General features: G+C 53.9%; 29 protein-coding genes and 2 pseudogenes. 20 read left to right on the forward strand and 11 right to left on the reverse strand.

Going from position 1 to position 26,333, the window contains the following annotated elements; translation table 11 throughout:
- From GVK32_RS27090 to GVK32_RS27145, 12 genes are all read left to right on the forward strand, one after another.
- The coding region (locus GVK32_RS27090) for a DDE-type integrase/transposase/recombinase (protein ID WP_159873789.1) at nucleotides 1-176 on the forward strand (176 nt) is incomplete at its 5' end.
- A 412-nt stretch (nucleotides 177-588) separates the two neighbouring features.
- Nucleotides 589-1,053: a PTS sugar transporter subunit IIA gene (locus GVK32_RS27095; protein WP_159873791.1), complete on the forward strand. Its 465-nt coding sequence runs from the start codon at nucleotides 589-591 to the stop codon at nucleotides 1,051-1,053.
- A 60-nt stretch (nucleotides 1,054-1,113) separates the two neighbouring features.
- On the forward strand, nucleotides 1,114-1,395 hold the full coding sequence (locus GVK32_RS27100; protein ID WP_159873793.1) for a PTS sugar transporter subunit IIB: 282 nt from the start codon (nucleotides 1,114-1,116) through the stop codon (nucleotides 1,393-1,395).
- A gap of 8 nt (nucleotides 1,396-1,403) precedes the next feature.
- Nucleotides 1,404-2,798, forward strand: coding sequence for a PTS galactitol transporter subunit IIC (locus GVK32_RS27105; RefSeq protein WP_370461215.1), 1,395 nt, complete (start codon nucleotides 1,404-1,406; stop codon nucleotides 2,796-2,798).
- Nucleotides 2,799-2,876: 78 nt separating this feature from the next.
- Nucleotides 2,877-4,388 (forward strand): L-fuculokinase, encoded by a 1,512-nt coding sequence (locus GVK32_RS27110; RefSeq protein ID WP_159873797.1) that lies wholly within the window; start codon nucleotides 2,877-2,879, stop codon nucleotides 4,386-4,388.
- Nucleotides 4,388-5,422: a zinc-dependent dehydrogenase gene (locus tag GVK32_RS27115; protein ID WP_159873799.1), complete on the forward strand. Its 1,035-nt coding sequence runs from the start codon at nucleotides 4,388-4,390 to the stop codon at nucleotides 5,420-5,422. Before GVK32_RS27110 ends, GVK32_RS27115 begins: the two co-directional genes overlap by 1 nt.
- 180 nt (nucleotides 5,423-5,602) lie before the next feature.
- Nucleotides 5,603-6,346 (forward strand): GntR family transcriptional regulator, encoded by a 744-nt coding sequence (locus GVK32_RS27120; RefSeq protein WP_159873801.1) that lies wholly within the window; start codon nucleotides 5,603-5,605, stop codon nucleotides 6,344-6,346.
- Between the two features lie 5 nt (nucleotides 6,347-6,351).
- A complete protein-coding gene (locus GVK32_RS27125; RefSeq protein ID WP_159873803.1) occupies nucleotides 6,352-7,191 on the forward strand; it encodes a class II aldolase in 840 nt (279 codons plus the stop codon).
- A gap of 44 nt (nucleotides 7,192-7,235) precedes the next feature.
- The gene (locus GVK32_RS27130; protein ID WP_159873805.1) at nucleotides 7,236-7,505 is read left to right on the forward strand and encodes an HPr family phosphocarrier protein; all 270 of its coding nucleotides are present in this window, start codon (nucleotides 7,236-7,238) and stop codon (nucleotides 7,503-7,505) included.
- A 74-nt stretch (nucleotides 7,506-7,579) separates the two neighbouring features.
- Nucleotides 7,580-8,362 carry a 5'/3'-nucleotidase SurE gene (surE, locus tag GVK32_RS27135; RefSeq protein WP_159873807.1) on the forward strand — a complete coding sequence of 261 codons (783 nt, stop codon included), beginning with the start codon at nucleotides 7,580-7,582 and terminating at the stop codon, nucleotides 8,360-8,362.
- Nucleotides 8,363-8,454: 92 nt separating this feature from the next.
- A complete protein-coding gene (locus GVK32_RS27140; RefSeq protein WP_227697912.1) occupies nucleotides 8,455-9,513 on the forward strand; it encodes a galactitol-1-phosphate 5-dehydrogenase in 1,059 nt (352 codons plus the stop codon).
- Nucleotides 9,514-9,569: 56 nt separating this feature from the next.
- Entirely contained in the window at nucleotides 9,570-9,926 is a 357-nt protein-coding gene (locus tag GVK32_RS27145; RefSeq protein ID WP_159873809.1) for a hypothetical protein, read from the forward strand.
- A 613-nt stretch (nucleotides 9,927-10,539) separates the two neighbouring features.
- On the opposite strand, the gene GVK32_RS27155 is transcribed toward GVK32_RS27145, so the two are convergent.
- The 6 genes and pseudogenes from GVK32_RS27155 to fecI form a co-directional block, all read right to left on the reverse strand.
- The gene (locus tag GVK32_RS27155; RefSeq protein WP_159873811.1) at nucleotides 10,540-10,689 is read right to left on the reverse strand and encodes a hypothetical protein; all 150 of its coding nucleotides are present in this window, start codon (nucleotides 10,687-10,689) and stop codon (nucleotides 10,540-10,542) included.
- Nucleotides 10,686-11,630: an iron-dicitrate ABC transporter permease FecC gene (fecC, locus tag GVK32_RS27160; RefSeq protein ID WP_159873813.1), complete on the reverse strand. Its 945-nt coding sequence runs from the start codon at nucleotides 11,628-11,630 to the stop codon at nucleotides 10,686-10,688. The genes GVK32_RS27155 and fecC overlap by 4 nt, the downstream gene beginning before the upstream one ends.
- Nucleotides 11,627-12,510 (reverse strand): annotated as a pseudogene (locus GVK32_RS27165) (Fe(3+) dicitrate ABC transporter substrate-binding protein). Before GVK32_RS27165 ends, fecC begins: the two are co-directional and overlap by 4 nt.
- A 91-nt stretch (nucleotides 12,511-12,601) precedes the next feature.
- Nucleotides 12,602-14,932, reverse strand: coding sequence for a TonB-dependent Fe(3+) dicitrate receptor FecA (gene fecA, locus GVK32_RS27170; RefSeq protein WP_159873815.1), 2,331 nt, complete (start codon nucleotides 14,930-14,932; stop codon nucleotides 12,602-12,604).
- Between the two features lie 97 nt (nucleotides 14,933-15,029).
- Nucleotides 15,030-15,977 carry a ferric citrate uptake sigma factor regulator FecR gene (gene fecR / locus GVK32_RS27175; protein ID WP_159873817.1) on the reverse strand — a complete coding sequence of 316 codons (948 nt, stop codon included), beginning with the start codon at nucleotides 15,975-15,977 and terminating at the stop codon, nucleotides 15,030-15,032.
- Nucleotides 15,974-16,495, reverse strand: coding sequence for a ferric citrate uptake sigma factor FecI (gene fecI / locus GVK32_RS27180; RefSeq protein WP_159873819.1), 522 nt, complete (start codon nucleotides 16,493-16,495; stop codon nucleotides 15,974-15,976). Before fecI ends, fecR begins: the two co-directional genes overlap by 4 nt.
- A gap of 270 nt (nucleotides 16,496-16,765) precedes the next feature.
- Between fecI and GVK32_RS27185 the strand changes: the two genes are divergently transcribed.
- From GVK32_RS27185 to GVK32_RS27200, 4 genes are all read left to right on the forward strand, one after another.
- Nucleotides 16,766-17,548, forward strand: coding sequence for a class I SAM-dependent methyltransferase (locus GVK32_RS27185; protein WP_159873821.1), 783 nt, complete (start codon nucleotides 16,766-16,768; stop codon nucleotides 17,546-17,548).
- Between the two features lie 569 nt (nucleotides 17,549-18,117).
- Complete coding sequence (gene lpxP, locus GVK32_RS27190) at nucleotides 18,118-19,032, forward strand: kdo(2)-lipid IV(A) palmitoleoyltransferase (protein ID WP_159873823.1); 915 nt, start codon at nucleotides 18,118-18,120, stop codon at nucleotides 19,030-19,032.
- Between the two features lie 91 nt (nucleotides 19,033-19,123).
- Nucleotides 19,124-19,762, forward strand: a complete 639-nt coding sequence (gene leuE / locus GVK32_RS27195; RefSeq protein ID WP_041145044.1) for a leucine efflux protein LeuE — start codon at nucleotides 19,124-19,126, stop codon at nucleotides 19,760-19,762.
- Between the two features lie 127 nt (nucleotides 19,763-19,889).
- The gene (locus GVK32_RS27200; RefSeq protein ID WP_041145045.1) at nucleotides 19,890-20,153 is read left to right on the forward strand and encodes a DUF2534 family protein; all 264 of its coding nucleotides are present in this window, start codon (nucleotides 19,890-19,892) and stop codon (nucleotides 20,151-20,153) included.
- Nucleotides 20,154-20,194: 41 nt separating this feature from the next.
- Here GVK32_RS27200 and GVK32_RS27205 read toward each other — a convergent pair whose 3' ends face one another.
- The 3 genes and pseudogenes from GVK32_RS27205 to GVK32_RS27215 all read right to left on the reverse strand — a co-directional run.
- Nucleotides 20,195-20,317: a hypothetical protein gene (locus GVK32_RS27205; protein ID WP_115193110.1), complete on the reverse strand. Its 123-nt coding sequence runs from the start codon at nucleotides 20,315-20,317 to the stop codon at nucleotides 20,195-20,197.
- A 202-nt stretch (nucleotides 20,318-20,519) separates the two neighbouring features.
- Nucleotides 20,520-20,624 carry a YoaK family small membrane protein gene (locus GVK32_RS27210; RefSeq protein WP_041145046.1) on the reverse strand — a complete coding sequence of 35 codons (105 nt, stop codon included), beginning with the start codon at nucleotides 20,622-20,624 and terminating at the stop codon, nucleotides 20,520-20,522.
- Between the two features lie 57 nt (nucleotides 20,625-20,681).
- Nucleotides 20,682-21,383, reverse strand: a pseudogene (locus tag GVK32_RS27215) (GGDEF domain-containing protein); the annotation flags it as partial.
- Between the two features lie 258 nt (nucleotides 21,384-21,641).
- Here GVK32_RS27215 and GVK32_RS27220 point away from each other — a divergent pair.
- Nucleotides 21,642-21,893 (forward strand): DUF333 domain-containing protein, encoded by a 252-nt coding sequence (locus GVK32_RS27220; RefSeq protein ID WP_041145048.1) that lies wholly within the window; start codon nucleotides 21,642-21,644, stop codon nucleotides 21,891-21,893.
- Here the strand turns inward: GVK32_RS27220 and GVK32_RS27225 are convergent.
- Together GVK32_RS27225 and GVK32_RS27230 are read right to left on the reverse strand one after the other, a co-directional pair.
- Nucleotides 21,883-22,248, reverse strand: coding sequence for a DUF488 domain-containing protein (locus tag GVK32_RS27225; protein ID WP_159873825.1), 366 nt, complete (start codon nucleotides 22,246-22,248; stop codon nucleotides 21,883-21,885). The genes GVK32_RS27220 and GVK32_RS27225 overlap by 11 nt on opposite strands.
- Nucleotides 22,235-22,711, reverse strand: a complete 477-nt coding sequence (locus GVK32_RS27230) for a DUF523 domain-containing protein (protein WP_255429652.1) — start codon at nucleotides 22,709-22,711, stop codon at nucleotides 22,235-22,237. Before GVK32_RS27230 ends, GVK32_RS27225 begins: the two co-directional genes overlap by 14 nt.
- A gap of 686 nt (nucleotides 22,712-23,397) precedes the next feature.
- Here GVK32_RS27230 and GVK32_RS27235 point away from each other — a divergent pair.
- The 3 genes from GVK32_RS27235 to GVK32_RS29310 form a co-directional block, all read left to right on the forward strand.
- Complete coding sequence (locus GVK32_RS27235) at nucleotides 23,398-24,681, forward strand: HAAAP family serine/threonine permease (RefSeq protein ID WP_123707533.1); 1,284 nt, start codon at nucleotides 23,398-23,400, stop codon at nucleotides 24,679-24,681.
- Nucleotides 24,682-24,744: 63 nt separating this feature from the next.
- Nucleotides 24,745-26,112 carry an L-serine ammonia-lyase gene (locus tag GVK32_RS27240; RefSeq protein ID WP_123707534.1) on the forward strand — a complete coding sequence of 456 codons (1,368 nt, stop codon included), beginning with the start codon at nucleotides 24,745-24,747 and terminating at the stop codon, nucleotides 26,110-26,112.
- Between the two features lie 36 nt (nucleotides 26,113-26,148).
- Nucleotides 26,149-26,333 (forward strand): hypothetical protein (locus GVK32_RS29310; RefSeq protein ID WP_227697913.1); only part of this gene is annotated, 185 nt, incomplete at its 3' end.

Genomic DNA, 26,333 nt, shown 5'->3' on the forward strand with positions numbered 1-26,333 from the left:
ACCATCGGAATATAAAACGTCGGATACGGCCGATGCTGGGGTTCAAATCATTTCGCCGTGCACAGACGATACTGGCAGGCATTGAGTTAGTCCACATGATACGCAAAGGGCAGCTTCAGCATCCGTACGGTGATGGATTGTCCGCAGCGGAGCAATTTTATCTGTTAGCTGCCTGAAAAAGCGGCAGCGGAACTTTTGCTGACTTGTCTACGCTAATGCGGCAGAGCCCTCCTGCGGGGTATCGCTTTCCTGATAGGGACGAGACAAATGCGCCGGTACGGCGTTCAGATTTCTGTCATCTGTAATATGACCTGAAGGTCATAACTGAATGGATAGGTCAATAACAGAAAGTCAGAATAAATTAGATTATTTATTTAAATCAATTTGTTATGTATTTTTTTAGCGCCCGCAAAGAAAAAGGGGTATGCATTTTTGTGAACTCAAACACAAATCTCAACGACACTGGTTGCGTTATTTGTGTGGTCGGGAGTAACCTTCAAGCAAGTTGATCATGGTTGTACATAGACAAGTATACCTGTTATTTGTTTGAACCCTTAAACTTTGACAGCCATTATGAGGCCAAGTGTTATGTCGTTAAATTCAAAACTTGAACCCGAACTCATTCTCCTGAATGAGGCTCCCCAGAACAGAAACTCCCTGTTCAGTTCTGTCAGTAAGTTATTACTTTCAAAAAACTATGTAGAACCGAGCTACCCGGAGGCATTGATTGCCCGGGAAGAAAATCATCCCACGGCAATGCAGCTGGAAAGAATGGGGGTCGCCATCCCTCATGTCGATGTCGAACATGTTCGGGAAGAAAAACTGGTCGTAGTCACTTGCCCTGAGGGGATCGTATTTAATCAGGCTGAGGATCCCGACTGCACTATGAAGGTGAATGTCATTTTCTTTTTATTGCTGAAAGAAAAAGATGCACATCTCGAATTTCTGATGAAGCTAATTTCGCTTTTTCAGCGCAGCAATGAAATGGACCAGATCCTTTGGGCGAAATCAAAGGATGATGTTATGGAGCTTCTGGCAAAGAGTCTGTATTAAACCGTCTTAACGTTTGTTCTCATTACCTCGCTATTCTTATTACTATATCTGGAGTCTGAAATGAACAAGAAAATTATCTTCGCCTGTACCAGTGGTATTGCGACTTCTGCAGTAGCAACTGAAAAAGTAGTTCAGTACTGCAAAAGCCAGGGTATTAACGTTGAACCCATGCAGTCAAATATCGGCACCATTGGCCAACAGGATGGTATGGCTGATTTAATTATCGTGACATCGGCGGTTAAGACGGAACTGAAAACCCCGGTCCTGAATGGTCTTCCTTTGCTGACCGGATTTGGCGAAGAAGAATTACTGGAAAAAATCGTAGCTATCCTTAAACAATAAAGGTGAGCATGATGGATAAAGTATTTTCCGCCGTCCAGTATCTTCTGGGGCTCGGGCCGACGGTCATGTTGCCGATAATTATATTTATCATGGCAATGTGTCTTCAGACAGGTTTCAGCCGGGCATTACGCTCGGCACTGACCATCGGTATGGGTTTCATCGGCATCTTTCTGGTCTTTGGTTTACTGGTTGACAGCCTGGGGCCGGCTGCCAAAGAAATGGTCAGCCACACCGGGATCGATTTACCGGTTGTTGACCTGGGCTGGACTCCGCTGGCTGCCATTGCATGGGCCTCGCAGGTCGCACCATTTGTTGTACCGATGACGCTCGGTATTAACGTACTGATGCTAACCCTGAACTGGACCAAGACGGTCAATATCGATGTCTGGAACTTCTGGCATTTCTCGATGGTCGGCGCCATGGTTTACGGGGTGACGGGCAGCTTCTTCTTTGGCCTGCTGATTGCCGGTGTCACCGCAGCGATTACCCTTGTGATGGCTGACTGGTGTGCTCCGATGATCCAGAAGTACTTCAACCTGCCGGGGATTTCGCTACCCACACTGTCATCGGTTATTTTCTTCCCGATCGGCGTACTGGGGAATATGGTGCTCGATAAAATCCCGGGTATTAACAAACTGAATGCTGATCCGGATCAGATCCAGAAGCGCTTTGGCGTCTTTGGTGAGCCGATGATGCTGGGGGTGATTCTGGGGGCAGGGATTGGCCTGCTGGCAGAATATGATGTCAAAGGTGTCCTTAACCTGGCGATGAGCCTCGGTGCGGTAATGCTGATTATGCCCCGCATGGTTAAGTTGCTGATGGAAGGCCTGCTGCCGCTGTCTGACGCTGTGCGTAGCTTCCTCAAAAAACGTTACCCAGACCGTCACGATCTGTATATCGGTCTGGATATCGCGGTTGCGGTGGGGCATCCGTCAGTACTGTCTACTGCGCTGCTGCTTATCCCCGTCGCGGTATTGCTGGCGGTGGTTCTGCCAGGTAACCGTTTGCTGCCACTGGGTGACCTGGCGAATATCTGGGTACCGATTTCCATGGTGGTACTGGCCTGTCGAGGCAATATTGTCAGGGCGTTCATCATTGGCATTCCATGCCTGGCTATGAACCTGTATGTGGCTTCGGCCGCAGCGCCAATCCTGACCAAAATTGCAAGGGATATGAATTTCCCGATGAAAACGGGCGGTGAAATTTCCAGCCTGCTGGATGGTGGTAACCCGTATCGTTTCTGGGCAGTCAAAATCTTTGAAGGCAATACCATTGCTCTGGTTCTTATTCCTGTCATCTTCCTGCTGTGCCTGTGGTTATATCGTGTAACTAAAAAACAGCTGAAAGCGGAAGAGGTAGCAGAAAACGAAGCAGCCTCGGCTGATATTCCGGTAGCAAAATAATCCTGTCTATTCAGAAGCAGAGGGAACCTGCTTCTGAATAAAAACAAACGTTGTCCCTTGCAAAAAAAGGGGAGAGTGATGTATACGATCGGAATCGATATTGGCACGACTAATTGTAAGGTGTGTTTGTTCGCCATTCCTTCTCTGGAATTAATTAATCAGTATAGTTTCAGAACGCCAAAAATTGTGGACGGAGAAAATACTGATTTTGATGTTCGCCTCATCTGGGACGGGGTTCTCCATGGACTCAGAACGATAACGAATATTCTGGATGATGGAGAACAAATCAGCGCAGTAGCGGTCGCCAGTGTGGGAGAAGCCGGTGTCCTGCTGGATGATAATGATAATGTCATTGGTCCGTCACTGACATGGTATGACACCCGTCCGAAACAGCAGCTGGAAAACATTATTTCTGCCATGGATATTGAGCATATCTATGAAATAACCGGTATCCCAGCGCATTCAAATTACAGTATTAATAAAATTAAGTGGCTGCAGGATAATATCAGTAATGCGTGTGAAGGACGGAAATGGTTATGCCTGGCGGAATACATTGCCTTTAAATTATCCGGCGTCAAACGCTCAGAATATTCCCTGGCATCACGGACGATGGCATTAAACATCGCTGAGATGAACTGGGATGAACAGCTCATTAATGCTGCAGAACTTTCCCCTTCGTTATTCAGTCCGTTGGTCCAGGCGGGGGAGGCGATAGGCACCGTCACGTCTGGTGTTTCTGAGCTGACCGGACTGACAACGAATACCCGTGTCGCCATCGCCGGGCATGATCATATGTGCGGTTCTGTGGCTGTCGGATTGACCAGTGAAGATCAGATTCTGAATTCCACAGGAACGACAGAGGGATTACTGGTAGTGACCGAAACGATCAACAACACCGGGCGGTTCTTCCGTGCCCGGGTGTCAAATGGCGTGCATGTGCTTCCGGGGCTCCATTCCCTGTATGCCTCACTGCCGTCTGCCGGTTATGCCATTGAATGGTTCAGAAATCTCTTTGAGCTCGATATGCCCGCCTTCCTGAGAATGGTGGATACGCTGCGTAACGAGCATGACATGGCTATAGATGGCGCGCTTGACGGTATCTTCATTCCCCATCTGCGGGGCAGCGGTCCGCCGGACAGAAACACCTGGTCACGTGCGTTAATTTATGGTCTTGATGATAAGTCCCGACCGGAAGATGTCCTGCGCTTTGTGTTCCAGGGGTTGTGCTTTGAACTGCGAAACCTGCTGGATTTATACGAAACGTTGACCGGGAAAGATTATCCGGTCGTGAATGTGATTGGGGCTGCCTGTAAAAACCCGTACTGGTTGCAGCTTAAGGCCAATATTCTTAACCGGGAAATTGTCGCCTGTAATGTCAATGAGGCCGTGAGTAAAGGGGCCGCCATGCTGGCAGCGAAAGCCGCAGGTGTGGAAGTAGAGTGTCTGCCCGGAACAGCTGAAGAACAGACCCGACGCTACCTGCCGGAAAGTGATGCCGTGGCGCACTATCAGGCAATTTACACTCAGGTCTATAAGCCGCTTTATGAGTCCAAGATGCGTACTGAGCGTCTCTTTAATGGAGTTAACTAATGAAAGCCAGCGTTTACTACAGTAAAAATGATATCCGGTATGAAGATGTTGAGGTGCCAGAAATTGGCGACGGCGACATGCTCATCAAAATGCACTCCTGTGGCCTGTGCGGTACCGACATTCATAAAGCACAGCACCAGACGGTGACCGGCCCGGTGATCCTCGGCCATGAAGTGTCGGGGGAAGTGGTGAAAATCGGCAAGGATGTCACTCGCTACCGGGTTGGTGAACGGGTGGTGACCGCCATTCATGTTCCCTGCTTTAACTGCCATTACTGTGACCGGGGGTTCTTCACCCTGTGCGACCAGTTCAAGAAAACGAATCTGGAACCCGGTGGGTTCAGTGAGTTTATTCGTATCCCACGCCTGCATGTTGAGCATCTGACGCACCGAATTATCGACAGTCTTGACTGGGATAGGGCGGCAATGATTGAGCCTGTCGCCTGCTGCCTGCATGGCCTGAAATCGTCCAATATCCATCCGAAAGATACGGTGCTGGTACTGGGATCCGGGACCATTGGGCTGGTCAGCGCTCAGCTGGCGGCCCTGAAAGGTGCCTCGACTGTAATTGTTTCCGATTTTTCCCGGTTCAAGCGTGAACTGGCGCTGAAGGTAGGGGTCACCCATGCGATCGACCCGGCAAACGAAGATGTCGAAACCCGAGTGGCAGAAATCACCCAGGGGAAAGGCCCGGATGTGGTGATCATCGCCGCCGGGGTTTCGTCCCTGGTTTCTCAGGCCGTCAATGTTGTACGCCGTGGGGGAAGAATTGTTGTGTTCTCACCATTTGATAAAAATCCGGTCGTGGAAATTGATGCCGGCAGGCTGTTCCGTGATGAAATCTCCATCGTGGGCACCTATTCATTGACGCCTTATGAGATGAAAGAAGCGATTGAGATTGTGGAAAAAGACAAAATCAATACGAAGGACATGATCACCCATACCTGGCCGCTGTCCCGTATTCCTGAAGCGATTGAGTTTGCTTCCAATCCGGATAATGACGTTCTGAAAATCATTATTAAAGCTGACGCATGACGGATGTGCCCCCGTAAATCTGTACGGGGGCTCTGCGGGAAGGAAAGTGTTGCCGTACGGAAACAATATGTGGGGCTGAAACTGTGAAGTTGGTCATATAGTTTAATTTTTGAAAACGCTGTATTATCAAGAGTTGTTCATACTTGTATACAGATGATCTACACACAGGAGAAGCACTACATGAGTACCATACTGCAAGACTCTGAAATTCCATTATATATGCAGGTTTCTGAGTGGGTTCGCGGAAAAATTTACAAAGGCGAACTGAGTAAAGGAGACAGAATCCCCTCTGAAAATCAGATCATGGAGATTCTTCAGGTCAGCCGGGGCACGGTAAAGAAAGGTGTCACCATGCTTGTCAATGAGGGGTTGCTGGTTCAGGTGCAGGGAAAGGGGACTTTTGTGAAGAAAGAAAATATCTCCTACTCCCTGGGGGAAGGATTGTTATCTTTCGCGGAATCGCTTGAAAGTCAGCACTTATCTTTCACGACTGAGGTGATTGACTCTTATATAGAGAAGGCTTCAAAAGGGGTGGCAGCAAAGCTGCAGATAGAACCTGGTACACCCATTTTTTATCTTAAACGGATCCGTAGTGTGGATGGGGAAAGGGTTATGTTGATTGAAAACAGGATCAATATTTCGCTGTGTCCGGGAATAACTGAAGTTGATTTCAATAAGCAAAACTTGTTTCAGACCGTCGAAGCCATGACGGGGCGAAAAATTGAATATTCCGAAAGCCGCTATGCCGCAAAAATTGTGGGTAGCGAACGGGGACACTATCTGGAAGTGAATGAAGAAGCACCGGTGCTTCATCTGGAACAACTGGTATTCCTCGACAATCACATGCCATTTGATTTCGGAAATGTCTGGCTGAAATCAGATAAATATTATTTGGGTACAGTACTTCAACGAAGAAAGAGGTAAATATCATGCCATTAGTAAACGGTAATATCCTGCTCGATCGTATTCGTGAAAAAGGTGTCCTGGCGGGTGCATTCAATACCACCAACCTGGAAACCACCATTTCTATCCTGGACGCGATTGAGCGTTCAGGGTTACCTAACTTTATTCAGATTGCACCGACAAACGCAAAATTGTCAGGTTACGATTATATCTATGAAATCGTGCGGAAACGCGCTGCGATCATGGATGTGCCAGTCAGTCTTCACCTTGACCATGGTAAAGAGCTGGATGATGTTAAGCGGGCTGTTCGTGCAGGCTTCACATCCGTGATGATTGACGGTGCAGAGTTGCCATATGAAGAGAATATTGCGTTTACTAAAGAGGCTGTAGATTTCTGTAAATCCTTTGGCGTACCTGTAGAAGCGGAACTTGGCGCGATTCTGGGTAAAGAAGATGACCACGTCAGTGAGGCCGACTGTAAGACGGATGTAAACCAGGTTCGTCGGTTTGTGGAAGAAACCGGGTGTAGCATGCTGGCGGTTTCTGTCGGTAACGTTCACGGCCTGGAAGATATTCCGCGCATTGATATTCCGTTGCTGCAGAAAATTGCCAAAGTATGCCCATGCCCGCTGGTTATTCATGGTGGTTCCGGCATTGATGAAGATATTATCCGTAGTTTTGTAAAATATAACGTCGTAAAAGTTAATATTGCCAGCGATCTGCGTAAGGCATTTATTACCACCGTGGGTCAGGCGTGGACTCAAAATAACAATGAAGCGAATCTGGCTAAAGTGATGTCCGAGGCGAAAGCGGCAGTAGAAGCGGATGTTTACAGTAAAATTCTGATGATGAACCGCGCCTCCTGATAAACCATTGTTCTGAATTCAGCTAGCAGAGTTGGAAGTAAAATATGATCAGAGAAAATATTCGTGTTGTTAACAGCACGGGCCTGCACGCACGTCCGGCAGCCACCTTTGTCAAAACACTGAAGAAATATGAGTCTTCAGTAACCCTGGTGAATAACGGCAAGGAAACGGCGATTAAAGGGCTCATGAGTGTATTAGGCGCCGGTGTTAAAGGTAAGTCCAGTATTGAAATCATCTGTGAAGGCCCTGATGAACAGGCTCTGATGGATGAGATTAAAGGGTTATTTGCCAGCGGCTTTGGCGAGAAAGAATAATAATCCATTTTATTCCCGGGAATGTTTGATATCCCCGACTGGTCTATATTCATCCCCGAAAGGGAGGTAATACTGTGGCTCAAAAATGGTTACAACGGATCTTACTTGTCAATGATGACGGTATTGACGCACCGGGAATTAAATTACTTGAAGGTGTGGCACAACAGCTCGCCGATGAAGTCTGGATCGTGGCACCTGCAACTGATAAAAGCGGCGTGGCCAACTCTGTCAGCCTGAGGGAGCCTGTCCGTGTGGAGCAACGTGGGGAACGCCGGTTCGCTGTCCATGGTACTCCGGCTGATTGTGTCACGGTGGCTGTCCGGCAGTTGATGAAGGAACAGCCCCCACAGCTGTTACTTTCAGGTATTAACAACGGCTCCAATATCGGTTTTGAAACCGTACTTTCCGGCACGGTCGGGGCTGCAATCACAGGCCTCCTGCTCGGCATTCCATCGGTCGCACTGAGTCAGGACAAACGACCTGAGGATGCTGTTAACTGGCGTACCGCAGAAGCCTTTTGTCTACCCGTTCTGGATACATTAATCAGCCGTGGATTGCCGGCGGACTGTTGCCTGAACATTAACTTCCCTGACCTGCCTGCGGAAAAGATCAGGGGAATTAAAGCCACACGGCAGGGTATCGGCAAAGTGAAAGGATTACAGGTCGTTCCCACGACAGATCCACACGGAGAAAATTATTTCTGGATCCGGGTGGAGCATGGGGTCACAACTTTTCCTGAACACAGTGAGGCCGGGGCAGTTTCTGAAGGATATATCTCTGTCACGCCCTTAATGTTTGAAAGAACGGCCACGGAAAGCTGGCATCAACTTTCCGAGATCCTGAATTCGCCGCAATAGTCCTTGACATGGCAGGTACGTTTGTCGCCCTTGTGGGGGGCGACATTTTTTTCACATTCTTATGTTTAACTCTGATAGCAATGAGTGAGGTCATGATGAAGGCGCTGAATTTGTATGGTGTACAGGATGTTCGCTATGAAGACGTGCGGAAACCTGAAATTGAAGCTGCAAATGATGTTCTTATTAAAGTCCATACGGCAGGTATATGTGGTTCTGATATATCGCGCTTTGGTAAAATTGGATCATATAACCCCGGTCTGACTTGGGGGCATGAGTTTTCCGGTACCGTGGAGAACACGGGGAGTGGGGTGACATCGGTCAGGAAAGGCGACCGTGTCACGGCCTGTAACTGTTTTCCCTGCTTCCATTGTGATTACTGTCAACAGGGCAATTATGCCCGGTGCACGGACCTGAAGGTGTTGGGTGGCCATGTCAGCGGTGCTTTTGCTGAATATATTCGGATGCCGGCGGAGAATGTCCTCAAATTACCAGACACGATGGACTTCGCGACCGCAAGCTTCATTGAGCCATCCAGTGTGGTTGTACATGGCATGCGACAGGTCGATATCAAACCGGGGAGCAGTGTGGCCATTGTCGGGTGCGGTACTATCGGCTTACTGGCCGTTCAATGGGCAAAAATCTGTGGTGCGGGAGATGTGTTCGCATTTGACACCGACGAAATGAAACTCACCGTCGCGGCGAAAACCGGGGCAACGGAAACGTTCTGCGTCAAAGATGAAAACCATTTATCCCGATTCCTGGAGGTCACCCATAACGCCGGTGTTGATGTCGTCTTTGAATCATCCGGAAACGCGGCCGGGATCGGCTCATCCCTGCTTCTGGCGGCCAAAGGTGGCACGGTGGTACTGCTGGGCATCCCTTACGGTGACGTTGCTTTGCCCCGGCTGAATTTTGAAAAAATTGTGCGCAATGAGCTAAAGGTCATTGGTTCATGGAACTCTATCTCTGCGCCGTTTCCGGGAAAAGAGTGGCAGACCTCCATCCATTACCTCAGCACCGGTCAGATTGATGTCTCCCCATTAATTACTAAACGCGTGTTACTGGAAGATGTTCCGTCGGTTTTACCGGGGCTTTATAACCGGGAAGCGTTTTTCGTTAAGGTCCTGATCAACGTTGAAGCGTTATCCTGAGGATCGTATGGAAGATTGTATTTCTCATCATCACTTATGTTATGCATGGGAGTAATATGAAACCGTTGCATGAATTTATTATTCTGAATCATTTTTATTACTGCTTTCTTATGGCGATTAAACTCAGAAAATGCAATCTTCCCTCTGTGGACGGTATCCCCCCAAAAATCTTTATGAAGCAGTGGCTTTCTGTTGCACAGAAAAAACAACTGTTTGATAAACTTGTCTATGATGAAATTCAGTGGCTGCTCGAAAGTCTTTCAGATAAGGGGACGACATTTCAGGAGTTCGAATTTAATATTGAGCTGATTTACCATCGCTCTTTGGAGATGATTAAAGAGCAGGAAGTCCTGGTGCCCTCTGTCAATTGTATTAACGCTAACCGGACAGACAGGTCAGTTTCGTTTTCATAAAATCGATAAATGTCTGCACTTTTGCTGGTAACAATCTCGTTTCAGTCAGTACCCAAACAGACTGTGGTGTGCCCTGCCATTCGGGTAACACTTCAATCAGCATATCAGCATATCAGCATAGCTTCGAGCGCCTAGACAAGCATTGCCGAGTTAAGGGAAAGCGTTTTTATTTTGCAGAGTTGTATGCCAGTTCCGAACGCAAAGGATCTTTCAAGCGAACGTAAGGGTATCTCATAAAAGCCAGTTTTCTCCGTATCTCCACGACCTGCGACAGCAGCTGAGGAACAGGTCAGAAATTACGTCAACAGCCTCCGGCAGCAACTGCGACAAAATACCCGGTGATTAAAAACCATACAGCGCTGGCACTGCCAGCAGTGGTTAAAGATTGCTCGGTACATACTGGCAGTAGATAAATCAAAATTTCATCATCTGATGATCTGGTTTTCAATTGTCCTGCTTCCTCTTGCTGAGGACTATCTCAATCCTGACTGAGATATCGCAACAGCAAGGGGCTATATATGGAAAAGGGTATGGAAAAGGGTAAAAAGAACGCGGAAGCGAAGGTCGGTAATGAAGCATCTTCACCGAGGGCAGGCGCACTACAGTCCGCACTTTATCTGTTGTCTGCCTGAAAAAACGGCAGCGAAACTTTTGCTGACTTGGCTACGCTAATGCGAAAGAGCAGCGGAACGGCCCCCATAAGCAGGGAGGTAACGTTTAACGCCAGCAGCGCCAGCAGCAGGCAGGCGATGCGCATTTTCATCCGCGCCTCCTGACCAGCCAGACAAAGCACGGCGCCCCGACCAGCGCCAGCACCGCGCCCGTCGGAAGCTCCGCGGGCCAGGCCAGAGCGCGGGCGAGAATATCCGCCAGCAGCATAAATATGCCCCCCAGCAGCACCGCCATCGGCAGCAGGACGCGGCAATCCTGGCCCACCCACAGCCGCGCGAGGTGCGGAACCAGCAGACCGATAAACGCCACCGGCCCCGCCACGCTGACGCAGGCGCCGGTCAGCCGCAGCCGGGAAAGATTTACCCCCAGCGAGTGGGCGGTGCTATCGCCGACGTGGAGTAAATTCAGGGCGTTCGCCAGCAGAAACACGCCGGGAATAATCAGCGCCGCAAAGGGAAACAGCTGCCAGAACTCCGGCCAGCGAACGTGCGAAACGTCCCTGGCCAGCCAGTATAAAATGCCGTAGGCGCGATCTTCGGCCTGCAGCAGCGTGACGCGGGTTAGCGCCATGCACAGCGACGACAGGGCGATCCCTGCGAGGATCAGCCGGTTGCGATCGAGCTCCTGACGCCAGCCGCCGCCGGCCGCCATCACCAGCAGCCAGCTGACGCCGCCGCTGCAGGCGGCAATAAATGCCAAAGAGTAGCTCGCCAGCGGCACCGGGCTGAAGGCGCTGGTCAGCGACATCGCCAGCGCCGCGCCGCTGTTGATGCCGAGCAGGGACGGAGAGGCCAGCGGATTGTGGGTCAGAATTTGCAGCAGCGCGCCCGAAAGCGCCAGGCTACGCGGCAGGCGCAGATTAAGCACCAGCGCCTGGGCCAGAGAGGGTTTTTTGGGGGCCAGCAGCGCCTGCAGGGCCTCCAGCGGCGCAATGGGGATCGGCGAAAAGCCAAACAGGCTCAGCCACAGCAGGCCCGCCAGCCCGACCGGCGACAGCCCCCAGATCGGCAGAGCGGAACGGGATGATTTCATTGCTGCCCGTCGACCGCCCGGTGGTGAATGATTTTAACCGCATCAGCGGCGATGCGTTCGGCGGCAAACATGCCGCGCATCCGCGCCCAGCTGTTGCTGTCCACGGCGGCCACCTGCAGCATCTGCCATAGCGGGTCCTGCTGCCATTTGCGCACGATGCTTTCCGTCCGATAGTGGGCCACAAACAGCCACTGCGGGTTGATGGCCAGCAGCTGCTCGAGGCCAATCGTCGCCATTGGCACGCCGCCGATGGCCGCCGGAACCGACAGCCCCAGCGCGCTCAGCACGCTGCCGGTATAGGTATCGCGCGAATGGAGGTTGAACTGCTGTTCGCGGGAGGTGCCGAAGACCACGCTGACGCCTGCCGGCAGCTGAGCGGCGAAATCGGCCATCCACCGGCGGTGCTGCGCCAGACGCTGCTGCATAAGCGAGTCCTGGCCGACGACTTTGCCGATAATGGCCGCCGACTGCAGGTTTTCGGCATAGGTTTCATTGCGCGACTTTAGCAGCAGCACCGGAGCGATTTGCCGCAGGGCGGCATAAATACCGCGATGACGGCTGCTATCGGCCACGATCAGGTCCGGGCGCAGGGCGCTAATCGCCTCCAGAGAGGGCTGGGCGCGGGTGCCGACCGACCGCCACGGCTTCAGGCGCGCGCGGACCTCGGGCAGAATGCGCGCGGGTCGTTATCGTCAGCGATGCCAACGGGGCTGAGGTCAACCGCCGCCAGCGCGTCGGCGAAAGAGAGCTCCAGCACGACGATCCGCTGCGGGGTTTTATCGAGGGTAAACTGCCCCTGCAGATCCTCGACCGTCACGGCAAAAGCCGGGCCGCCGAGCGCCAGCAGCGCGGCAAAGACAAGACGTAAAATAGCCAACATACTCACTCCACAATGGCGGGACGCTTCAACCGTCCCGCCGATATCAACCAGCAACAGCGCCGCCTCAGGTCAAGGCGGCGAACGGGCAGTGTCAGAATTTCAGCGATCCCTGCAGGTACAGGGTGCGCGGCTGACCGGCGTAAATGCCTTTGTTGTTGTCGTCATACGAGCGGGTGTAGTACTCGTGGTCGAAGATATTCTTCACCCCGACCGCGAGGTTGAGGTCGGCCATCTGCGGACCAAAATCGTAGGCGACGCGCGCCCCCCACAGCATAAAGCCCGGGATGCGGCCGGTGCTGCCGTCGGCGCTCTCCTCGACGGTGTTGGCGTTGTCGGCAAACTGGCTGGACTGGAAATCGCTATTGAGGTTGAAGGTCCAGCTGCCCGGCTTATAGTCGACGCCGAGGGTGCCTTTATGCTTCGGTGAGAAGGGGACCTGATTGCCGTAGGTGTCGCCTTTTTCGCGGATTTCAGCGTTAACGTACGCGTAGCTGGCGTAGACCGACAGGTTGTCGAAGCGCGGCGAGAGATCGCCGAGATCGTAGCGCGCCTGGGTCTCCAGCCCGCTGTGGCGGGTTTTGCCGCGGGCGGTGACGGTATCGTTGGTCTGGTTGGAGTCGTACTGATTATTGAAGTTAATCAGGAACAGGCCCATTTCCGCGCTCAGGGCGCCGTTGTCGTAGCGGCTGCCGATTTCCCAGGTGCGGGCTTTTTCCGGCTCCACGTTGCCGCTCTCCACAGCCTTGCCAATTTGGCTGTACTGTACGGTACCGAACGATCCTTCGGTGTTAGCATAAAGATTCCAGCTGTCGGTGAGATGATAAAGCACGTTAAGCGCCGGCAGCGGGGCGTTGTAGCTGACCTGCTCGCGGCTACCCTTCAGGTTATTATCCTGATAAGACTCAATATGTTCGAAGCGCATGCCCGGGGTGATCGTCCAGTTGCCGATATCAACCCGGTCGTCGATATACCAGGCGTGCGCCTCGGTACCGGAACGGGTATCGCGATCGTAAGGGCTGGCGGTGCTCGGCAGCTCGCCGCTGGCGGTGGTGGTGTAGTAGCGCATCTCATGGGTAGATTCATTCACGTAGCGATAGCCGACGCCCACTTCGTGTGCGGTAGACCCGAGCGTAAAGCTCTGGCTGTAGCGCGGCTCAATTCCGCGCACCCAGTATTCGCGCGGCGAGAGCGTAATGCGCTTGCCCTGCTCAAGGTAGCCGCTGCGCAGCGTATGGGTGTAGAAGCCCTGAATATTGAACTTATGCGTGGCGTCCGGCTGAAACTGATAGCCGAGGCTGGCGAGCTGGCGGCGTCCCCAGAAGCGGTCGTACGGGCGGGTAGACTGCCAGCGGTCGGCATCATAATCGGCGCGGGAGAGCCCGCCGGGCATGTCGGCCTCGCCGTCATAATATTGCAGCAGGCTGTTAAAGGTATGCACCTCGTTGGGCGCATATTTACTTTTCAGCATCACGTCGTCAATACGGGTAGCGCTATGCTCGCGCCAGTCGCTGCCGCGGGTGCCGGAATAGAGCAGCGCGGAGCCAAAGCCGTTATCCGCCGTGCCGCCAATCATCAGGTTGTGCGTCTCTTTGGGATTGTTCTGCGAGGAGGTTGGGCTCAGCTGGCCCTCGACACCGCCCTCGATGCCAAAATCCTGCGGAATGGCGCGGGTGACGAAGTTAACGACGCCGCCTACGCTCTGCGGCCCGTAGCGCACGGCGCCCGCGCCGCGAACAACGTCCACGGCATCCATATTGCCCAGCGATACCGGCGCCAGCGACAGCTGGGGCTGGCCGTAGGGGGCGAAGGGCACCGGGATGCCGTCCATCAGCACCGTCGAGCGGCTGGCCAGGCGAGGGTTGAGGCCGCGGATGCCAAAGTTCATCGCCAGGTCGTGACTACCGGTCCCGGTATTCTCCGGGGCGTTGACTCCCGGAATGCGGTTCAGCACCTCGCGCATGGTGGTGGCGCCGGTTTTGGCAAACTCCGCGCGGCGAATAACGTCGCGGGCGCCGGCGTGCTCAAACACGTCGTTTTCCCGCGCGTCGCCGAGCCAGTCGCCGACTACCGTCAGCGTCGCCTCGTTGTCAACGGGGGCGGGCTCCAGCGTCCAGGCGTTATTGCCCAGCGCTTTGAGCTGCAGGCCGCTGCCGTTGAGCAGCGTCTGCAGGCCATCCTCAACGTCGTAGCTGCCGTGCAGGCCGTCGCTGTGCTTGCCCCGGGTCAGGCCGGCGTCGGCTGCGAGGGTGATGCCGCTGTGGGCGGCGTACTGATTGAGCGCGGTAGCTAAATCTCCGGCGGCAATATCAAACTGCGCGGCGGCAAAGGTCGGCGCGGCGGCGAGCGCTATCAGCGGCAGCAGGCTTAAGCGGATTGCCATCACCAGAGGCATTGGTTTGCGTAGAACGCGTAAAGGCGTCATCTGTTCTCCACGATTGTTTTGGTTGTTTTCACCTGTTAAGTCGAACGAGCAGGGGAAAAGGGACAATGGAGAATGAGAATTTTTTGTATTTTTTTTATCAGGCGGGCACGACGGTGACCCAGTAGCGGGTGGCAAACTGCAGTTTTACCGGCAGCGTTTGCGTAATAATCTGCAAAATCTGCCCGGTATCGCTCAGCGGAAAGGCGCCGCTGAGGCGTAAATCGGCAACGCGGGGGTCGCAGTGCAGAATGCCGGGACGATAGCGGGAGAGCGTGGCGATAACTTCGCCCAGCGGACGGTCGCGAAAGCTGAGCACGCCCTGGGTCCAGCTATCTTCACCGGCGCTCAGCGTCCGTATTGGCGAGAAGGCCTCGGGGCTGAAGCGCAGGCTTTCTCCGGCCTCGACCCGCTGGAACTGGCCGCGCGCTATGCGCACCTCAACGGCGTGCTGCTGCACCGCCAGGCGGGTCTCATCGGCAAACTGGCGCACGGTGAACTCGGTGCCCAGCGCGGTGAGGCTCCCGTCGCGGGTCCGCACACGAAACGGCCGCTGGCTCTCGTCGCGGGCGGTGCGGATGGCAATTTCGCCGTAGTGCAGACGCACCAGCCGCTGGCGTGCGTCGAAATAGACGTCGGCGGCGCTGTCGGTGTTGAGGGTCAGAATCGAACCGTCCGCCAGCGGTTGGCGACGCGTCATCCCCTTGGCGGTGCGGTAATCGGCGCGAAGTCCCTCCGCCAGCTCGCTGTCCCATAGCCGCCAGCTTCCGCCGGCGATGGCCAGCAGCATCAATCCTTTCAGCACCTGACGGCGAGCGGCCCGACCATCGTTGAGAGCCCGGCTGGCGAGCGCGCCCGGAAGATGGCCCATCTGCTGGCGCAGGTTTTCGACCTGCTGCCAGGCCCACTGGTGATCGTGGTCCTGCTCGTACCACTGCTGCCAGCGGGCTTCCTGCTGCGGACTGGGGCGGCCGTCGCTGAGCAGGGCATACCAGTGGGAGGCCGAGCGCAGGGCCTGGCGACGGGAGTCGCTAAGCTTCGGGGTCACAGACCGTTCTCCAGGCGAAAAATCAGGCAGTGCTCGGTGGCTTTGGCGACATATTTTTTCACCGAGCTGACGGAGACCGTCAGGCGTACGGCGATCTCGGCGTAGGTCAGGCCTTCCAGCTGCGAGAGTAAAAACGCCTCCCGCACCTTCTGGCTCAGGCCGTCCAGCATCGCGTCGATCTGCTGCAGCGTCTCCAGCTGAATTTGCTGTAGCTCGGCGGAGGGCGCAAGCGCCTCCGGAAGCTGGGCAATCATCTCCAGCCAGGCGCGCTCCAGCGCATTGCGGCGAAACAGATCGATCATTACCCGCTTCGCGATGGTGCACAGAAAGGATTTCGGATCGCGGATGGCTGTTAAGGGTTCACCGCCCATCACCCGCATAAAGGTGTCCTGGGCGACGTCATCGGCGTCGAAAGAGGATTGCAGCCTGCCGGTCAGCCAGTTTTTCAGCCAGCCGTGATGGGCGCGATACAGCGAAGCAAGCGTCAGCGGTGCGGCGGTGGCGGAGAGTGAGGACATGGCCGGATTCAGGAAAAATGGAACGATGGCGCATATGTTAATATGAGAATGTTTCTCATTACAATTAAAACGCAGCGCGAAGTGCGCCTCCAGTCCGGGTTATCACCTTAAGTAATTGTTACCCATTACAATTGATTTTATCTGCGCGTAGCCAGGCGTGCGGCGGCAGTTTCTCAATGGTCAAATGCAAATAAAAGTCATTATCAATATTCCCTCACCAAAGATAATGATGTATTTATAATGCATCTTATAAGTCGTGAGGTGCTGCAGATGAATGCGAGTGAAAAGGCCGGACACACATTTTTAGCCAGTCTGGGGAAAACCCGGCTGCGGCCCGGTGGCGTAGAGGCGACGGAGTGGCTGTTCCGCCAGGCCGATTTGTCCTCGGACAGTACGGTGCTGGAGGTGGCTTGTAATATGGGGACCACCTCAATAGAGCTGGCGAAACGATTTGGCTGTCGGGTGTACGCCATCGATATGGATAAAGACGCGCTGGCGAAGGCCCGGCAAAATACCGTTCTTGAGGGCGTGGATAATAAGGTTCTGGTGATGGAGGCTAACGCAACGAGCCTGCCGTTTCCCGACGCCACCTTTGACGCGGTAATTAATGAGGCGATGCTGACCATGTATGCCGATAAAGCCAAAGCAAAGCTGGTGGCGGAATATTATCGCGTGCTCAAGCCCGGCGGCCGCCTGCTGACCCACGATATTATGTACACCCGGCAGGCGCTGGGGGAGGGAGATCGCATGGCGCTGCAGGGCGTGGTCAAATCTCACGTCAGCCCGATGAGCCAGGCGCGCTGGCAGTCTCTCTTCGAAGAGGCGGGATTTGACTCCGTGCGCTGCCACGCGGGACCGATGTCGCTGATGTCGGCGCGGGGGTTGATAAAAGACGAAGGTTTCCGCCAGGCCCTGAGGATCATCTGTAATGGCCTGCTTAAGCGGGAGAATCGTCCGCGTTTTCTGGCTATGATGCGCTTTTTCCGGCGTCAGCGGCGGCAGCTTAATTTTATTGCCTGCTGTTCGGCTAAAGGCCATACTGTACAAAAATAATGCGTAATAAACGTTCGAAATAAAAGCAACCCTGTATATCTGTCATTATTTGTCAGGAAGATAAAATAAGCCGAGTCTTATTTTTCGCTTCACCGCCGGCGGTAAATTTTAGGCCGAATATGAGCGAAGGGATTTATTCTTCCCGCTGCCGCCGGCGATGCCGCGGTTGATTCCTCGCCGCCTCGTTCCGCGTCATTATTAAGCAGCGTCTGGGGGGGGGAGGCGCGGGCAGCGCCGGATTACCGGGGTTTTGCCGATCGACGATGATGCCGGGAACGGCGGCTGAAAAGGGCGTTTCAGCAGGCGCAAATTTGGCGCTTGTATAAATGAATAGCATGGAAATGATTTTACAGATGAATATTCTTAATTAATTATTGATTTTTAATTTACATTTTGTAACAAGTGTGCTGGCATTATGTTTTTTACCCTCTGCGTTCGTTTTTACTTGCCCGAGTGAATTTAAGCAGATTACTATTGTCGTACTTGCTATATGTACCGCCTAACGACTGATGAAGGGAATCGTTTTTTCCTTAAGCGTTACCTCATTTAGGATGTTTACAGGAAAAATGATGCCTTCCGCTTTTGATAAGAGTCTTTTGCATCCCCGCAATTGGGGAACCTGGTTTGGCCTGGCCATTCTTTGGTCGCTCGTGCAATTACCCTATCCGCTCCTTCACCGCATCGGCACCCGCGCCGGTAAGCTGTCGCGACGCTTCCTTAAGCGCCGGGAGCAGATTGCCAGAAGAAACCTTGAACTCTGTTTCCCCGATATGTCTGCTGAAGCGAGAGAAAAGCTGATCGAGCAGAACTTTATGTCGCTGGGAATGGGGTTAATTGAAACCGGCATGGCGTGGTTCTGGAGCGATGAGCGCGTCAGGAAATGGTTTGATGTCGAAGGTCTCGACAATCTCGAAAAGGCGATGAGCGCGGGTAAAGGCGTCATGGCGGTCGGCGTGCACTTTATTTCTCTTGAACTCGGCGGGCGTACGATGGGCCTCTGCCGGCCGATGATGGCAACCTACCGCCCGCACAACAGCCCGCTGATGGAGTGGGTGCAGACCCGCGGACGCCTGCGTTCGAACAAAGCGATGATCGATCGCCGCAATTTATCCGGCCTGGTGCACGCCCTGAAAGCCGGTGAGGCGGTGTGGTTTGCTCCCGATCAGGATTACGGCCCCAAGGGCAGCGTCTTTGCCCCGTTCTTCTCCGTGCCCCAGGCCGCAACGACCAACGGCACCTACGTTCTTTCGCGCCTCTCGGGTGCCAAAATGCTGACCATCAGCATGGTGCGTAAAGCGAACGGCAAAGGCTACACCTTATATATCAGCGACACGCTGGACGATTATCCAGTTGAAGATAAGCAGGAAGCGGCCACCTACATCAACAGAGTTATCGAAAGAGAGATCCTGCGCGCGCCTGAACAATATCTGTGGGTTCACCGACGCTTCAAAACGCGTCCGCTGGGTGAAGCCTCTTTGTACTAAGCCACCAGGCAGAGTAAGCTCTTTCAAAATCACGTTAGTTGCGTTAACGTGAGCGCGATCATATTTCTTGTTGAACGCGAAGGAGTGCAGTGTGTTCGCTGAGTTTGGTGTTTTGAACTATTTGACCTACCTGGTCGGGGCTATTTTTATCATCCTGGTGCCCGGCCCAAATACCTTTTTTGTCCTCAAAACCGGCATCGCGCACGGCATCAGGAAGGGCTATCTGGCGGCGGCTGGCGTGTTTATCGGCGACGCGGTGCTGATGCTGCTGGCCTTTGCCGGCGTCGCGACGCTGATCAAGACGACGCCGGTACTGTTCAATATCGTGCGCTATCTCGGGGCCATCTATCTGCTGTGGCTGGGGGGCAAAATGCTCTACGCGGTGCTGACGCAGCGGGAAGGGCATAGCGATACCGACGCCGAGCCGGCGAGTGCGATCCTCAAGCGTTCGCTGACCCTCAGTCTCACCAACCCTAAGGCAATCCTGTTTTACGTCTCCTTCTTCGTCCAGTTTATCGACGTAAGCGCGAAGACGCCGGGCCTGGCCTTCTTTATTCTGGCGCTGACCCTGGAAGTGATTAGCTTCATGTACATGAGCTTCTTAATTGTTTCCGGCTCTTTCGTGACGCGCTATGTTAAAACGAAGAAGAAGCTCGCCAAAATTGGCAACAGCCTGATCGGTCTGGTCTTTGTCGGATTTGCCGCGCGCCTGGCGACGCTGCAGTCGTAGCTGTCCGGCCGGTGGCGTTGTGCCGGCCCGCAGCGATAATCTCTGGATCGTAACAAAAGCCCTTCAATTTTAATTGCATTGGTGTTACATATACAGCCGATTATCGGTCAGATAAAAGGGAACCCGGATGATTCTGCATAAACTCATCAGCAATAAAAACAGTAAGAAATTTTTCTTGTCGATAGCGGTGGTGTTTGCCATCGCGCTTGCCGTGGTTGGACGCGCGACGTTTGGCGGCGTGGTGAGCGAGTACAATATGCCGTACTCCGAATGGACAACCTCGATGTTCTTCCTGCAGGGGGCGATGGTGACGGTCTACAGCATCGTATTTACGCTGCTTTTTTCCATTCCGCTGGGCTTCGTCTTCTTAGGTTCTGACCGCCAGGACTAAATGAAATAAGGCGAACCAGGTTCGCCTTGATCCGCCTTTATTCACCAGCCTCTGCCGTCGTAATGATGGTGGTGGTGTCTGTGATGATAGCCATCATCAACAATGCATCCCGATAACAGCGTGCACAGCGCGAGCATCAACGACAACACGATCGGTTTTTTCATTTCTCACTTCTCCGTTAGTCCGCCGTCCGCCCGCGACTGGCGACGGGTTCGGCTGGTGAAGTGAGTGTATCGCGTTAAGTTATTGAGTGGATAAGACAACTCTGCAATTTAAGCACCACGGAAAAGGGCGGTTACCACCAGCCAAACTGCACGCCGGCCAGCGCAATAACGGCGATGATAATCATCAAAATGGTGCTTTTTTTCACGAAGCACCGCCCGGTGCCGCGTATCCGCCAACAAAAAACCAGCCAAGAAAAATGACGGCGATAATAAAAATTACTACCGGGAAAAGAATACCCAATTTCATTGTGTTGTCCCTGAGCCTGCAAGTGATGTCCGCTATCATACTGGAAATCCCGCCGGGTTAGTCAATATCCAGGAAGGTCTCTTTGCGGCGCGACTTTTTATCCTGATACATCGCATCGCCAGCGGCCCGCAGCGCGCTCTCCATATCCATCGTTTGCGGGTTCACGTCGATCACCCCAAAGCTGGCGCCAGGGTAGCTAATCCGGTGCTCGGCCAGGAAGTAAATCCCGCCGATCTCCTTGCGCAGAGCGGTGATAAACGCCTGCTGCTCTTCGGCTTCCAGACCCGCGCCGATAATCAAAAACTCGTCGCCGCCGAGGCGACCCACCAGATCCCCCTGGCGCACGCGGGCGTTTAAACGCTCGCCGACCTGGACAAGGAAGCTATCGCCGCACGGGTGGCCGAACCGATCGTTGATCGCCTTAAAGTCGTTGAGATCGATGAAGATCAGCAAAATATTGCGCTGCAGTTCGCGCGCGCGCGGGAATATCGTCGAGAGGTGCTTGAACAGCGCGCGACGGTTGGGTAAGCCGGTTAATTCGTCGGTACAGGAGTGCATCTCCAGCGCCGAGTTGGCGGCGCGCAGCTGCTCGACCAGCGTCTCTTTCTCAACGTAGTGCGAGATGAGGTTGGCGAACAGGCCCATCACCTGCTCGCCTTCCAGGTTGTAGGGCTATTTCTGGCGGCTGGTCGCACAGAGCGTGCCGTACAGCGAGCCGTCGGTCAGGCGCACGGGGATACTGAAAAAGGGGGTGATACCACGGTTAACTGTGGCTTTTCTGTCAATGTGGTCGATATGTGGACACATTTGAAATAAATCCTTTTATTTCAATTTATTAAATCCCAAAAAAAAGCCCCGTCGGGGGCGACGGGGAAAAACTCATTGATTATGGAATGATCTGTTCTCTGGTCAATTCGAGAACAAGGGCTACTCTACGGCGTAAAAGTGTAGTTAAAATGGAGAAATCGTGAAGAATCAGGGCCCTCATAGCGGCGCTGATCAATAGAAGGAGTCAAAATGAAGTGGATGACAATACTACTGCCGCTGGCGCTGGCCGGATGTGCGAAGCCGACAACGCCCCCGGATGCACCGCCGCCGCCGAAGTCAATCGGCATGGCGAACCCGGCCTCGGTCTACTGCGGCGAGAAGGGCGGTAAGCTGATACCGGTACAGACGCCGCAGGGCGTGCGTAGCGACTGCAGGCTGCCCGGCGGTGAAACCCTCGATGAATGGGAGCTGTGGCGCCGGGATCACCCTGCTAAGGCGTAACCTCGCCGACGGGCAGGTTTTCCAGCCACTTGGCCAGCACCAGGGCGTGGTTTTGCCGGGTATCCTTTGCGGCGTAGATCAGCGTTAGCGGCTGCCGGTGAGCCAGCGTGGCCAGGCGGAGCCCCTCGTCACGATGGCTTTCCAGCTCCCGGCAATACTGCTCGCGGAAGCTGGCGAAGTCGATAGCTTCGCCGTGCAGGGCCTTGCGCAGCTCCGCGGACGGGGTCAGGGTTTTACACCACTCATCGTAGCGCAGCGCCTCTTTTTTAATCCCTCGAGGCCAAAGCCTGTCGACCAGCACGCGATAGCCGTCGCCGGCGTCGGCCGGATCGTAGACGCGTTTACATTGAATCATCGCTATTCTCCATCCGTTGCATCCAGGCAAGCAGCTGCGGGATCTGCCCGTCGGAAAAAACCGTAATACCCTGTTCGCGCAGCAGGGCGGCCGCTACGCCGGAGCCGGGCTTGCGCTGCCCGCTAAAGGAGCCGTCGTAGATAAACTGGCTGCCGCAGGTCGGGCTGCCATCGGTGAGTAGCGCCGCCTGGCAGCCCTCCTCCCGGGCGGCCTTCAGCGCCAGCCAGGCGGCCAGCTGATAGTGCGCGGTGACGTCGTGGCCGTCGCTTTCAACGATGCGCCCGCGACTTTGCATCACCTCTGCGCCCTGAGAGTCGACAATTTCCGCCGGCAGTCTCGGCACCGGTAGTCCGGCGGCCAGCTCGGGGCAGTGGATAACCAGCCGGTTTTCGCGCTGCCAGCGCGCCAGAGTCTCGGCCAGCTGCGCCTTGTCGCTGCCGTTATAGCGTACCTGGAACCCCATCAGGCAGGCGCTCACCAGTAGCTTACCACCGCCGGGGCGGGGCGAAAGCAAACGGGTCGTCCCGTCATCGGCCGTAATGGGAAGTGGTTTTTGCATCGGTCTCTCCGGTATAAAAAATTCACCGTAATGCCTCATCGATTCCGCAGCAGGCGCGGAAGGCTGACGGCAGCGTGTGGCCATACCGATATTATCATCTGCCATCACCGACTGCCAAAGCGTCGTCAGGGCGTCGCCGCCGGCGGGCCGGCCTGTTGTCAAAGCGGGGGAATCCCCCTGGAATCAGGAGTGTTATTTTTTTTTGCGACGCATAGAATAGCTCAGGACACATTGAGTTGTTATTGCTACAAATGGATTTTGCGCTTTGAATCAGCCCGTATCTCTGCGGGTTTTTTTATTTTAAAAACGGGACTTTTCTCCGCTATAGCGCTCTTGTAATATATTATTTTACGCCTTCTGAAATCCTCTTATTTATAATAACGTATTAAAAATGATACCTTAAAAATATATTAAATATTAGGTGCTATTTTTGATACTTTAAAAGTCCCCGCGATAAATCAGGTTATGTGATCGCCGTATATACATCAGTTTGGCTTAATTTAATAAAATAGCAAAATAAACACGGCAATTTATTACCTGAAACAGAGTCAGTTAAATCTGACTCCACTCTATATTATTGAGGCCATATTATGGAAAGCGTTCAAAATACCCTCGTCGCTCGCGAGAGCAGCGGCTGGAGAAAAAGTGACACCGTCTGGATGCTGGGGCTGTATGGGACGGCGATTGGTGCCGGGGTGCTTTTTCTGCCGATTAACGCCGGGGGGGGCGGCCTGATTCCGCTGATCATCATGGCCATTCTCGCCTTTCCGATGACCTTTTTCGCCCACCGCGGTTTAACCCGTTTCGTGCTCTCAGGTAAAAATCCTGGCGAAGATATTACCGAAGTGGTGGAGGAGCATTTTGGTGTCGGTGCCGGCAAGCTGATTACCCTGCTGTACTTCTTTGCGATTTACCCGATTCTGCTGGTTTATAGCGTCGCGATCACCAATACCGTCGACAGCTTTATTACCCATCAGCTCGGCCTGGTCTCTCCGCCGCGCGCAATTTTATCGCTGATTTTAATTGTCGGCATGATGGGCATTGTGCGTTTTGGCGAAAAAATGATTGTTAAGGCCATGAGCGTGCTGGTGTTCCCGTTTGTCGCGGCGCTGATGGTCCTGGCGCTCTATTTGATTCCTCAGTGGAACGGTGCGGTACTGGATACCCTGTCGTTCAGCAGCGCTGCCGCCACCGGCAACGGCCTGTGGATGACGCTGTGGCTGGCTATTCCGGTGATGGTGTTTTCCTTCAACCACTCGCCGATTATCTCCTCCTTTGCGGTGGCGAAACGAGAAGAGTATGGTCAGGACGCCGAGCGTAAATGCGCCCGCATCCTCAGCTATGCGCACATCATGATGGTGCTGACGGTGATGTTCTTCGTGTTCAGCTGCGTGCTGAGCCTCTCGCCGGCAAACCTCGCGGAAGCGAAGGCGCAAAACATCTCCATCCTCTCCTATCTGGCAAACCACTTTAACGCGCCGCTGATTGCCTGGATGGCGCCGATCATCGCCATGATCGCGATTACCAAATCCTTCCTCGGCCACTACCTCGGCGCGCGTGAAGGCTTTAACGGTATGGTTATCAAGTCCCTGCGCGGTAAAGGCAAAACCATTGAAATTACCAAACTGAACAAGATCACCGCGCTGTTCATGCTGGTGACCACCTGGCTGGTGGCAACCCTCAACCCCAGCATTCTGGGGATGATTGAAACCCTGGGCGGCCCGGTAATCGCCATGATCCTGTTCCTGATGCCGATGTACGCCATCAATAAAGTACCGGCCATGCGTAAATACAGCGGCCATATCAGCAACGCGTTTGTGGTGGTGATTGGGCTGATTGCCATCTCCGCCATCTTCTACTCTCTGTTCAGCTAAGCTCCCGGCGCCTCCCGTCACGGGAGGCGCATTCGTTTTGCTTTGTAACCCTATGGGTGCCACATGATTAGCGTTTTCGATATTTTTAAAATCAGTATCGGGCCTTCCAGCTCACACACCGTCGGGCCGATGAAAGCGGGAAAACAGTTTGTTGATACCCTGCAGGAAAAGGGCCTGCTGCATAAAGTGACTCGCCTGGTGGTGGACGTCTACGGCTCCCTTTCGTTAACCGGTAAGGGCCACCATACCGATATTGCGATTATTCTTGGGCTCTCGGGTTATTTGCCGGATACCGTCGATATTGACGCCATTCCCACGATTATTCGTGACGTTAATACCCTGCAGCGTCTGCGCATTGAAGAGGGCCAGCGGGAAATTGAGTTCCCGGTGGTGGAGTGCATGCGTTTTCATAATGAGTTTTTGCCGCTGCATGAGAACGGTATGAGCATCACCGCGCTTTGCGACGGAAAAATCGTCCACTTCCAGACCTACTACTCCATCGGCGGCGGCTTTATCGTCACCGAGGAGGAGTTCGGCAAGAGCCAGGATGCGGAAGTCGATATCCCGTTCCCGTTCTACTCCGCCCGCAACCTGCTGGCGCACTGCCACGATAACAGCCTGTCGATTTCCGCGGTGATGATGAAAAATGAGGTCGCTCGTCACGGCAGAGAAAGCGTCGAGCAAAATATGGCGAAAATCTGGGAGACCATGAGAAACGCCATTAACCGCGGCATGAGCACCGAAGGCCTTCTGCCGGGGCCGTTAAAGGTGCCGCGTCGCGCCTCCGCGCTGCACCGCGTGCTGGCTCCCCAGAGCCAGTCGATTACGCCGCTCAGCGCGATGGACTGGGTCAATATGTTTGCGATGGCGGTCGGGGAAGAGAACGCCTCCGGCGGCCGGGTGGTGACTGCGCCCACCAACGGCGCCTGCGGCATCGTGCCGGCGGTGCTGGCCTATTACGACCGCTTTATCAAAACGGTGACGCCGGAAATCTATATGCGCTACTTCCTGACCGCCGGCGCGGTAGGCATCTTGTACAAAATGAACGCCTCCATTTCCGGCGCGGAAGTCGGCTGCCAGGGGGAGGTCGGCGTGGCGTGTTCCATGGCTTCCGCCGGGCTGGCGGAACTGCTGGGCGCCAGCCCGGAGAAGGTTTGCATTGCCGCAGAAATCGGCATGGAGCACAACCTTGGGCTGACCTGTGACCCGGTTGCCGGTCAGGTTCAGGTGCCGTGTATCGAGCGCAACGCGATTGCGGCGGTGAAGGCGATCAACTCCGCCAGCATGGCGATGCACCGCACCAGCGATCCGAAAGTGTCGCTGGATAAGGTCATCGATACCATGTTTGAGACCGGTAAAGACATGAACGCCAAGTATCGCGAAACCGCCCGCGGCGGGCTAGCGATTAAAGTCGCGGTCTGCGAATCCTGACGTTTGCTCACGCCGCCTGCGTCGCAGGCGGTTTTTTTGTGCACAGAAAACCCCCAGCTAGGCTGGGGGTTCAGTAAAGCTTTCAGCTTTGAGTCAGTTATAAAAACCCCTTTTGATTTGTTAAAACAGTTTGCGGTCTGGCAACTGCAAATGTTCAACAAGAAATCAAAAGGGGGTCCCAATGAGGGACGAAAAGAGCTTAGCGCACACCCGATGGAACT

This window comes from Klebsiella sp. 18074, from assembly GCF_902705905.1.
GTDB classification, from domain to species: Bacteria; Pseudomonadota; Gammaproteobacteria; order Enterobacterales; family Enterobacteriaceae; genus Klebsiella; species Klebsiella terrigena.

Bases quoted from the DNA above. Each gene is read 5' to 3' on its own strand.
- GVK32_RS27210 (WP_041145046.1), bottom strand. From the start codon at position 20,624: ATGAAATTGGGTATTCTTTTCCCGGTAGTAATTTTTATTATCGCCGTC.
- GVK32_RS27185 (WP_159873821.1), top strand. From the start codon at position 16,766: ATGAATGCGAGTGAAAAGGCCGGACACACATTTTTAGCCAGTCTGGGG.
- fecA (WP_159873815.1), bottom strand. From the start codon at position 14,932: ATGACGCCTTTACGCGTTCTACGCAAACCAATGCCTCTGGTGATGGCA.
- fecI (WP_159873819.1), bottom strand. From the start codon at position 16,495: ATGTCCTCACTCTCCGCCACCGCCGCACCGCTGACGCTTGCTTCGCTG.
- GVK32_RS27200 (WP_041145045.1), top strand. From the start codon at position 19,890: ATGATTCTGCATAAACTCATCAGCAATAAAAACAGTAAGAAATTTTTC.
- GVK32_RS27125 (WP_159873803.1), top strand. From the start codon at position 6,352: ATGCCATTAGTAAACGGTAATATCCTGCTCGATCGTATTCGTGAAAAA.
- GVK32_RS27220 (WP_041145048.1), top strand. From the start codon at position 21,642: ATGAAGTGGATGACAATACTACTGCCGCTGGCGCTGGCCGGATGTGCG.
- GVK32_RS27205 (WP_115193110.1), bottom strand. From the start codon at position 20,317: ATGAAAAAACCGATCGTGTTGTCGTTGATGCTCGCGCTGTGCACGCTG.
- GVK32_RS27140 (WP_227697912.1), top strand. From the start codon at position 8,455: ATGATGAAGGCGCTGAATTTGTATGGTGTACAGGATGTTCGCTATGAA.
- GVK32_RS27225 (WP_159873825.1), bottom strand. From the start codon at position 22,248: ATGATTCAATGTAAACGCGTCTACGATCCGGCCGACGCCGGCGACGGC.
- GVK32_RS27110 (WP_159873797.1), top strand. From the start codon at position 2,877: ATGTATACGATCGGAATCGATATTGGCACGACTAATTGTAAGGTGTGT.
- lpxP (WP_159873823.1), top strand. From the start codon at position 18,118: ATGCCTTCCGCTTTTGATAAGAGTCTTTTGCATCCCCGCAATTGGGGA.
- GVK32_RS27145 (WP_159873809.1), top strand. From the start codon at position 9,570: ATGAAACCGTTGCATGAATTTATTATTCTGAATCATTTTTATTACTGC.
- GVK32_RS27235 (WP_123707533.1), top strand. From the start codon at position 23,398: ATGGAAAGCGTTCAAAATACCCTCGTCGCTCGCGAGAGCAGCGGCTGG.
- GVK32_RS27230 (WP_255429652.1), bottom strand. From the start codon at position 22,711: ATGGGGTTCCAGGTACGCTATAACGGCAGCGACAAGGCGCAGCTGGCC.
- GVK32_RS27095 (WP_159873791.1), top strand. From the start codon at position 589: ATGTCGTTAAATTCAAAACTTGAACCCGAACTCATTCTCCTGAATGAG.
- fecC (WP_159873813.1), bottom strand. From the start codon at position 11,630: ATGAAATCATCCCGTTCCGCTCTGCCGATCTGGGGGCTGTCGCCGGTC.
- GVK32_RS27130 (WP_159873805.1), top strand. From the start codon at position 7,236: ATGATCAGAGAAAATATTCGTGTTGTTAACAGCACGGGCCTGCACGCA.
- GVK32_RS27105 (WP_370461215.1), top strand. From the start codon at position 1,404: ATGATGGATAAAGTATTTTCCGCCGTCCAGTATCTTCTGGGGCTCGGG.
- GVK32_RS27240 (WP_123707534.1), top strand. From the start codon at position 24,745: ATGATTAGCGTTTTCGATATTTTTAAAATCAGTATCGGGCCTTCCAGC.
- GVK32_RS27100 (WP_159873793.1), top strand. From the start codon at position 1,114: ATGAACAAGAAAATTATCTTCGCCTGTACCAGTGGTATTGCGACTTCT.
- GVK32_RS27155 (WP_159873811.1), bottom strand. From the start codon at position 10,689: ATGAAAATGCGCATCGCCTGCCTGCTGCTGGCGCTGCTGGCGTTAAAC.
- GVK32_RS27120 (WP_159873801.1), top strand. From the start codon at position 5,603: ATGAGTACCATACTGCAAGACTCTGAAATTCCATTATATATGCAGGTT.
- GVK32_RS27115 (WP_159873799.1), top strand. From the start codon at position 4,388: ATGAAAGCCAGCGTTTACTACAGTAAAAATGATATCCGGTATGAAGAT.